Source organism: Neisseria sp. P0008.S010 (genome assembly GCF_051962715.1).
GTDB lineage: Bacteria > Pseudomonadota > Gammaproteobacteria > Burkholderiales > Neisseriaceae > Neisseria > Neisseria elongata.
On the sequence record NZ_JBQCVA010000305.1, the window covers coordinates 1 to 268 of the forward strand.

At 58.2% G+C, this 268-nt stretch carries 1 pseudogene; it reads right to left on the minus strand.

Annotated features, from left to right (window positions below):
* A pseudogene (locus ACTHSL_RS13700) lies at positions 1-268 on the minus strand (penicillin-binding protein 2); the annotation flags it as partial.

Below are 268 nucleotides of genomic sequence, written 5' to 3' on the forward strand. Positions count from 1 at the left end.
GATCCTTGATGACCTGCCGCTTGCCGGGAACCCCGGCCAACCACTCGTCGTAGGCAAGTTCCACCCCTTCGCGGCCCTGATCATCAATGTCGGTGAAGCCAACCATATGGGCAGTGGTTTCACCGGCCGGGTAGAAACGGCGGAATTCCTCGATGCCGTAGACACCGGGGATTTTCAGGTCGAGCACACCTTGACCCTGTTCAGGGGTGAGGCCGCGAACCAGATAGATGAATTCTTTATTGGCCTGGGCCTCAAGACGCTCCTTGAG